Below are 8025 nucleotides of genomic sequence, written 5' to 3' on the forward strand. Positions count from 1 at the left end.
CTCAGATCTTCAGGCGGTCGACGACCTTGCCGTCGCGCAGGTGCGATTCGACGATCTCGTCGATGTCGGCCTGGTCGACGTACGTGTACCACGTGCCTTCCGGATACACGACCATCACCGGCCCTTCCTCGCAGCGGTCGAGGCAGCCGGCCTTGTTGATGCGAACCTTGCCGGGCCCCGCGAGGCCGAGCTCCTTCACGCGCTTTTTCGCGTATTCCTGCATGGTCTGCGCGTCGCATTGCGCGCAGCTCGGGCGTTCGGCGCCCGGTTCGCGCTGGTTCAGGCAGAAGAAGACGTGGTGCTGGTAGTAGGAATCCATGGTGGTGGCGAGCTGCCCGGCGCGAGGCCGTGCGGAAAGAGGAGCGGTTGCCGCTGCGCGGGGCAACGGGCGTGTAGTGTTCGGTGCCCGGCGGCGCTTGCGTGCCGGCGGATTCGTGCTCGCGGCAACGCGCAAACCGCAGCGATGCCTGGCGGCATCGCGAGGATTTGCAACGCGGCCACGGGTGCGAAGGCGCCGCACACAAGTGCCGATTGGTGCCGAACACTGCACTCGTGCGGACGATTATAACGAGGGGCGCACGCCGCTGCCCGCGGTACCGCCGCGGCCGCGCAGCCGCAGCCTTCGCGTCAGCGGCGCAGCACGGCCGGCAGCCACGCGTGCTCGACGCGCTGGCCGAGCCAGATCAGCGCCGCGTAGGGCCAGATCCACGCGAGCCAGCGTGCGAGGCTGTTGAAGTGCACGTAGCGGCCCTGCCGCCAGCCCGACAGCGTGAAGTCGAAGAACGGGTTGACGGGCAGCAGGTTCACGAGCGCCACGCCGGCCAGCAGCGCGAGCGCCGCCAGCGTCGCGCGCCACGTCGCCGGCACGTGCAGCGCGACGAGCGCGGCCGCGAAGCCGAGCTCGATCCCGAGCCGGGCGCCGGGCGTCGCCCACACGACGACGAGGCCGGTGGCCGACTGCATGAAGGTCGCGGCCGCCTTCAGCACGAGCGTCGCGGCGACGAGCGCGATCAGCAGCCGGATGCGCGGTGCGCGCGGCCGCATCGCGAGCGACGCGATCGCCAGCGCGGCGAACAGCATCAGGCCGCCGAGCGCGGCCTCCCACCCGGAGTCGGACAGCCAGCCGTCGACGCGCTCGGGCCATTCGCCCACGCGCCACGCCGCCGGCAGCCACGCGAGCAGCGTGTCCTGCATCGACGCGTCGGCACGCTCCCACAGCGCGGCCGGCCAATCGCCGATGCCGAACAGGAACGGCGACGGGAACAGGATCGCGAACGGCCACAGCCCGGCGAGCAGCAGCGGCGTCGCACCGTCGTCCTCGAACCACGCGAAGCGCAGCCGGCGCAGCGCGCCGCGATCGAGCAGCGCACCGGTGGCCGGCGCGACGAGCGCCGCCCCCAGCAGCGCGCCGAGCGCGTTGGCCGCGAGATCGAGATTCGACGCAACGCGCGCCGGCAGGTAGGTTTGCAGCGCCTCCATCGCGCCCGACAGCAGCACGCCGAGCCCGGCCACGATCAGCGTCGCGGCCACGCCGCGCCAGCGCGGGTGCAGCGCGAGCACGCCGAGCGCGCCGAACGGCAGGTAGCCGAGCACGTTCGTGACGACGTCGAATGCGGTCACGTAGCGCTGCATCGGCGCGAACAGGTAGTCGAACGGCCCGATGCCGAGCGACACCCAGCCTGCGAACGGATACAGCGACGCGTAGACGATGAGCGCCGCGTAAGCGGCAAAGGCCTGCCGCGCGAGCGGCGATGCGCGAGGCGTGCCGGTCGCGCTCATCGCGGCTGCGCGGCACGCGTCACGGCGTGCCCGCGTACGCCTGGACGCCGACCCATGCGGCGATCTGCGACACGAGCTCGTTGCTCGCCGCCGCGAGCGCGCGGGCGCCGCCCGCCGCGTCGGGCGTGCTCGACGGCGCGCGCGCGACGAACGTGCGCTGGCCGAGCACCTTGCCGTCCAGCGTCAGCGTCGCGCGCGCGGTGACGGCGCCGTAGCTCTGCGACTGGCCGTCGAACACCTGCTCGAATTCGTTCAGGTCGACCTTGAGGGTCGGCGCGCGCACGCCGTCGGCCCCTTCGAGCACCGTGCCGCGCGACGACAGCGCGCCGCGCAGCCGCTGCGTGAGCAGTTGTGCGGGCGGTGCCGTCCAGCGGCTGTCGCGATAGACGGCCACGTGCTGCGCGTCCACGTACGCGAGGCGGTACGCGAATTTGTCGGAGTCGAGCGCGTCGGGCACGACGACGTCGAGCACCTTCAGCGCGGGGGCCGTGCCCGCGGTCGCGACCTGCGTGGCCGGCCCGAGGTCGTAGCGGACATTCGACAGCGCCGCGCTGTTGCCGGCGCAGCCGGCCGCGAGCGTCAGCGTCAGCACGGCAAGCGCGGCCGCGGCCGGACGCAGCGCGCGGTCAAGGATTCGTGGCATGGCGTGTTCCTGCATGATGTTTCCGGTTTCGATGGGTGTCACTGCCCGGCCGTCGCGCCCGGCCAGACGAAGCCCGGCTCGCCGGGCCCCGGCGCCGCGCCGGGCGAACCGAACAACAGACTGCGCGGGTTGCGGCCAAGTTCACCGGCCACGTCCTTCAATTGCCGCGACGCATCGCCGACGCTGCCGGCCAGCGCGTTGAAGCGCGGCAGCGTGTCGTACTGCACGCGCGCGTTGAGATCGTTCAGCGCGACGCCGACCTGCTCGGCGGCCGTGCCGGCCTTGTTCAGGTTCGACACGAGCGGCCCGTTCGGCTGCAGCAGCGTGTTCGCCGACGCCATCGCGCGATTCACCTCGTGCATCGTTTCCGGCAGCGCGGTGACCGCCGGGCCGAGCTGCTTCGTCAGCGTGGCGGCACCGTCGGCCGCGTGCTGCAGGCTTTCGGCGGTCGCGCGCAACTGCTCGCGCATCTCGGGCGACATCAGCGCATTCGCGCTCTTCGCGGCCAGTTCGAGCTGCCGCAGCAGCACGTCGCCGCGCTCCTGGATCTGGTCGAACAGGCTCGGCCGCATCGGGATCTGCGCGATCGCCTTCGGCGACGACGGCAGCGGCGCCAGGTCGCGCCCCGTGTCCTCGAGCTGCACGAACGCGATCCCCGTCACGCCCTGGAAGCCGAGGCTGCCGTAGGTCGACTGCGTGATCGGCGCGTCGTGGTCGACGAGGATCCGGATCCGGATCTGCCCCGGGTGCGCGCGGTCGAAGCCGATCGACTGCACCTTGCCGACGTCGAGGCCGCGAAAGCGCACGGCCGCGTCCGGGAACAGCCCCGTCACGTTGGTGCGCGCGAGCAGGTCGTACGGCACGCGCACGGTGCGGTCGACGTTGAACCAGAACACGGTGCCCGCGATCGCGAGCGTCAGCGCGATCGTGAACAGGCCGGCCCAGAACGCATGTGATTTGTTTTCCATTCGCGGATTCCTTCGTTCCTACAGCTCGACGCTCGACAGCGCCGGTTCGAGGGCCGCCTTCGGCAGCTTCGCGCGCCGCTCGGGCGGCAGCGCCTGCAATGCGCGGCGCCCGCGCAGCCCCAGGAAATATTCGTGGATGAACGGATGGTCGACGTTCGCGGCCTCCTCCACCGGCGCGGCGACCAGCACCTTGCGGTCGGCCAGCACCGCGACGCGCGTCGACAGCGCGACCATCGTGTCGAGATCGTGCGTCACCATCACGACGGTCAGCCCGAGCGTGCGGTGGAGCGTCGCGATCAGCTCGACGAATTCGTCCGACGCCTGCGGATCGAGGCCGGCCGTCGGCTCGTCGAGGAACAGCAGCTCGGGCTCGAGCGCGATCGCACGCGCGATGCCGACCCGCTTGACCATCCCGCCCGACAGCGCGGCCGGCATCTTCGACGCGTGCTTGCACGGCAGCCCGACCATCTCGAGCTTGAGCATCACGATGTCGTGCAGCAGGTCCGGCGGCACGCGGCCGAGCTCGCGCAGCGGCTGCGCGACGTTGTCGAACACCGTCATCGACGAGAACAGCGCGCCCTGCTGGAACAGCATCCCGGAGCGCGTGCGCATCATCCGCGCGCTCGCGTCGTCGATCGTCGCCGTATCCTCGCCGAACACCTTGATCGTGCCCGACGTCGGCCGCTCGAGGCCGAGGATCTGCCGCACGAGCGTGGTCTTGCCGGAGCCCGAGCCGCCGACGATCGACACGATCTCGCCGCGCCGCACGTCGAAGTCGAGCTTCTGGTGAATGATGTTGCGCCCGTAGCGCTTGGTCAGGTTGCGCACCTCGATCACGAGATCGCCGGGATCGGCCGCCGCGGCCGGCCGCTCGCCGACCGACCCGGCACCGATGGCCGCGGCGTGCGCGGTCGTTTCGTTCGATGCGTTCATCCGAGCCCCACGTTCTGGAACAGGATCGCGAACACCGCGTCAGCGAGGATCACGACCGTGATCGACGTCACGACCGACGTGGTCGTGCCTTCGCCGAGACTCTGCGAGTTCGCCTTGATCCGGAAGCCGAAATGGCAGGCGACCAGCGCGATCAGCATGCCGAACACGACGCCCTTGCCGACCCCGATGTACAGGTTCGCGATCGGCACGACGCCCGGCAGCGAGCGCACGAAATAGTTGACGTCGATCCCGAGCACGAGCTTCGCGGCGAGCGCGCCGCCCGTCAGCGCGATGATGTTGGTCCACATCACGAGCAGCGGCATCGCGACGCCGAGCGCGAGCACGCGCGGCAGGATCAGCCGCAGCCCGTGCGGGATGCCCATCACGCGCATCGCGTCGAGCTCCTCGGTCACGCGCATCACGCCGATCTGCGCGGTGATCGCCGAGCCGGAGCGGCCCGCGACGAGAATGGCCGACAGCACCGGGCCGAGCTCGCGGATCACCGACAGCCCGAGGATGTTCACGATGTAGCGGTTCGCGCCGAACATCTGCAGCTGCTGCGCGGACAGGTAGCTGAGCACGATGCCGATCAGGAACGCGACGAGCGCGGTGATCGGCAGTGCCTGGGCGCCCGCGCTGTAGATGTTCGCGGAGGTCTCCTTCCACGGCATCGTCTGCGGACGGCGCAACACCGACAGCGCATCGAGGATCACGAGGCCGAACAGCGCGATGCCGCCCTGCAGATGCTCGCCGAACCGGAAGATCGCCTGACCGAGCCGCGTGACGGGATCGACGCGCACGACGCGCTCGGGCGCCTCGCGCTCGCTGTCGAGCCGCTCGATACGCTCGAAGATCGTGCGCTGCGTGGCGCTCAATGCGACGCCGTCCGGCAGCTTGCGGCCCCACACGCGCCACAGCGCCTGGCCGCCGACGTGGTCGAGCCGCTCGATGCCGGACAGATCCCATTCGCTCACGCGCCCGGACGCGATGCTCGCGACCCGGCGCGCCACCGCGCCGCGATTGCGTGCAAGCGAGAGCGCGGTCCACTGGCCGGTCAGGCGCACCGTCTGGCCCTGGCCGCCGGCGTCGACCGACAGGCCGGGAGGAGTCTCGAAGTCCAAGGGCAGGTTGTTTGCAAAAAGGTGACAGCGGCCATTGTAGCGAACCGCCCGGCGCCGCGACGTGAGGATTTCCGTGCGGGCGGCGAGCTCGGGGCGCGCAGCCGGGGGGCGGCCGGGCGCCCGCCCCCGCGTGCGCGGGGAAGCCGCCGCCCGTTGCCCGATGCCGACGTCACCACCTTTCATTCTTCCGTCACGTTTCCTTTCGATACTCTCTCGCGCCGCACATCAGGCCGTCGGCGCCCCGCGCCGCCAATCGTTGCGCACCTCGCGTTTCATAAAACAGAACACCGAACAGGACAACCGATGCGTCTCCCCCTGCTTTCCCGCCGTCGCGTGCCGGCCATCGCCGCGCTCGCCAGCCTCGCCTTCATCCTCGCCGCCTGCGGCGGCGACGACGTCACCTCGCCGCCGTCGACGCCGCCGGCAGCCCAGGCGCCCGTCGGCACGACGGCCACGCTCGCCCTGCTCGAGACGACCGACCTGCACACCAACGTGCTGTCGTACGACTATTTCAAGCTCGCCGCCGACAACTCGCTCGGCTTCGAACGCGTGTCGACGCTGATCGCGCAGGCGCGCAAGCAGTACCCGAACACGCTGCTGCTCGACAACGGCGACACGATCCAGGGCACCGCGCTGTCCGACTACCAGGCGCTCGTGAAGCCGGTCGGCTGCGACCAGACGCTCGCGATCTACAAGGTGATGAACGCCGCGAAATTCGACGGCGGCGGGATCGGCAACCACGAATTCAACTACGGGCTGCCGTACCTGTCGCAGGTGACCGGCAACACGTTCGAGGTCGACGGCCTGCCGGCGCCGGCCCAGCAGAAGAAATGCGCGGGCCCGAACTTCCCGCAGGTGCTCGCGAACGTGATCAGCGCGAAGACCAACGCGCCGCTGTTCACGCCGTACACGATCCTGACCCGCACCGTGACCGCCACGACGCCGGACGGCAAGACGGTCAGCGCGCCCGTGAAGATCGGCATCATCGGCTTCACGCCGCCCGCGATCATGAACTGGGACAAGCGCTGGCTCGACGGCAAGGTCTACACGACCGGCCTGAAGGAAGCGGCCGAGAAGTACATTCCGGAGATGCGCGCGAAGGGCGCCGATCTCGTCGTCGCGATCTCGCACGGCGGCCTCGACAATTCCGCGTATTCGCCGACGATGGAGAACGGCAGCTGGTGGCTGTCGAAGGTGACCGGCATCGACGCGATGCTGATCGGCCACTCGCACCAGGTGTTCCCGGACGCGAACAGCACCGTGTCACAGTTCAACCTGCCGGGCGTCGACAAGGTCAAGGGCACCGTCAACGGCGTGCCGACCGTGATGGCCAACTACTGGGGCAAGCACCTCGGCGTGATCAAGCTCGGCCTGAAGTTCGACGGCAAGACGTGGAGCGTCGACAAGTCGCAGACGACCGTCGAGGCACGGCCGATCCAGAACGCCGACAAGAGCTACGTGGCGGCCGATCCGTCGGTTTCCGCCGCGATCGCCGCCGAGCACCAGGCGACGATCGACTACGTGAAGACGCCGATCGGCTCGACCGACTACCGGATGAACTCGTACTTCGCCGATGTCGGCGATCCGGGCGCGATCCAGATCGTCAACGAGGCGCAGGCCGACTACGTGAAGACCTACGTGCAGGCGAACCTGCCGCAATACGCGTCGCTGCCGGTGCTGTCGGTCAGCGCGCCGTTCAAGAGCGGCTTCGGCGGCGGCACCGACTACACCGACGTCGCGCCGGGCGCGCTCGCGATCAACAACGCGGCCGACCTGTACCTGTATCCGAACACCGTCTATGCGGTGAAGGTCAGCGGCGCCGACGTGAAGAACTGGCTCGAAACCGCCGCGAAGCGCTTCAACCGGATCGACCCGACCAAGGCGACCGTGCAGCCGCTCGTCGGCACCTTCCCCGGCTACAACTTCGACATGTTCACGTCGGCCGATCTCGCGTATGAAATCGACGTCACGCAGCCGGTCGGCAGCCGGATCAGGAACCTGACGTACAAGGGCGCGCCGATCGACCCGAACGCGCAGTTCATCGTCGCGACCAACAACTACCGCGCGAGCGGCGGCGGCAACTTCCCGGGCCTCGACGGCAGCAAGACGATCTTCGCGTCGCCCGATGCGAACCGCGACGTGCTGATCGCGTTCATCAAGAAGCGCGGCGCGATCACGCGCACGGCGGACGGCGCGCAGCGCAGCTGGCGTTTCACGAAGCTCGCGAGCTCGGTTGCGCACGTGCAGTTCGCGTCCGCACCGAACCGCCTCGGCGACGCGGCGGCGGCCGGCCTGACCGGCATCACGCAGGTCGCGGCCGACGACGGCTCGGGCAAGAACCTCGCCACCTACGAGATCGACCTCACGCAATGAGACACGCGATGCAACCGATCCGGACGATGCGGCCGGCCGAATCCGGCCTCGCCGCTGCCGCGCGGCGCGTGCTGCGCGCGAAACTTCCGCCGGCCGCGCTGCTCGCGGCGGCGGCCGTGACCGTCGCGGCCGTCGTCGCCGCGACCGGCCTGCGCGGCGCCGGCTCCACGCCGAGCGCCGCGCAGCTCGACGAGTGGCAGGCAATGGT

At 70.0% G+C, this 8025-nt stretch carries 7 protein-coding genes and 1 pseudogene; 2 read left to right on the forward strand and 6 right to left on the reverse strand.

Annotation, left to right across the window (positions count from 1 at the left end; genetic code table 11):
- Position 1: 1 nt before the first annotated feature.
- The 6 genes from E9536_RS39945 to E9536_RS39970 form a co-directional block, all read right to left on the reverse strand.
- Positions 2–319, reverse strand: a complete 318-nt coding sequence (locus E9536_RS39945) for a ferredoxin (RefSeq protein ID WP_011694422.1) — start codon at positions 317–319, stop codon at positions 2–4.
- A 308-nt stretch (positions 320–627) separates the two neighbouring features.
- On the reverse strand, positions 628–1779 hold the full coding sequence (locus E9536_RS39950) for a VanZ family protein (RefSeq protein WP_059697009.1): 1152 nt from the start codon (positions 1777–1779) through the stop codon (positions 628–630).
- Between the two features lie 19 nt (positions 1780–1798).
- Entirely contained in the window at positions 1799–2422 is a 624-nt protein-coding gene (locus tag E9536_RS39955) for an ABC-type transport auxiliary lipoprotein family protein (RefSeq protein ID WP_136473111.1), read from the reverse strand.
- Positions 2423–2460: 38 nt separating this feature from the next.
- Complete coding sequence (locus E9536_RS39960; RefSeq protein WP_059687446.1) at positions 2461–3390, reverse strand: MlaD family protein; 930 nt, start codon at positions 3388–3390, stop codon at positions 2461–2463.
- A gap of 18 nt (positions 3391–3408) precedes the next feature.
- Positions 3409–4323, reverse strand: a complete 915-nt coding sequence (locus E9536_RS39965; RefSeq protein WP_060083211.1) for an ABC transporter ATP-binding protein — start codon at positions 4321–4323, stop codon at positions 3409–3411.
- Positions 4320–5444 (reverse strand): ABC transporter permease, encoded by a 1125-nt coding sequence (locus tag E9536_RS39970; protein ID WP_027789023.1) that lies wholly within the window; start codon positions 5442–5444, stop codon positions 4320–4322. Before E9536_RS39970 ends, E9536_RS39965 begins: the two co-directional genes overlap by 4 nt.
- Before the next feature lie 303 nt (positions 5445–5747).
- On the opposite strand from E9536_RS39970, the gene E9536_RS39975 reads away from it, so the two are divergent.
- Entirely contained in the window at positions 5748–7817 is a 2070-nt protein-coding gene (locus E9536_RS39975) for a bifunctional 2',3'-cyclic-nucleotide 2'-phosphodiesterase/3'-nucleotidase (protein ID WP_060199478.1), read from the forward strand.
- An 8-nt stretch (positions 7818–7825) separates the two neighbouring features.
- Positions 7826–8025: pseudogene (locus tag E9536_RS39980) on the forward strand (sel1 repeat family protein); the annotation flags it as partial.

Origin of the sequence: Burkholderia sp. LS-044 (assembly GCF_004803625.1) — a bacterium.
GTDB lineage: Bacteria > Pseudomonadota > Gammaproteobacteria > Burkholderiales > Burkholderiaceae > Burkholderia > Burkholderia cepacia.

What these genes read in the sequence shown, in the direction of transcription:
- E9536_RS39945 (WP_011694422.1), bottom strand. Translation starts at nt 319, where the DNA reads ATGGATTCCTACTACCAGCACCACGTCTTCTTCTGCCTGAACCAGCGC.
- E9536_RS39950 (WP_059697009.1), bottom strand. Translation starts at nt 1,779, where the DNA reads ATGAGCGCGACCGGCACGCCTCGCGCATCGCCGCTCGCGCGGCAGGCC.
- E9536_RS39955 (WP_136473111.1), bottom strand. Translation starts at nt 2,422, where the DNA reads ATGCCACGAATCCTTGACCGCGCGCTGCGTCCGGCCGCGGCCGCGCTT.
- E9536_RS39960 (WP_059687446.1), bottom strand. Translation starts at nt 3,390, where the DNA reads ATGGAAAACAAATCACATGCGTTCTGGGCCGGCCTGTTCACGATCGCG.
- E9536_RS39965 (WP_060083211.1), bottom strand. Translation starts at nt 4,323, where the DNA reads ATGAACGCATCGAACGAAACGACCGCGCACGCCGCGGCCATCGGTGCC.
- E9536_RS39975 (WP_060199478.1), top strand. Translation starts at nt 5,748, where the DNA reads ATGCGTCTCCCCCTGCTTTCCCGCCGTCGCGTGCCGGCCATCGCCGCG.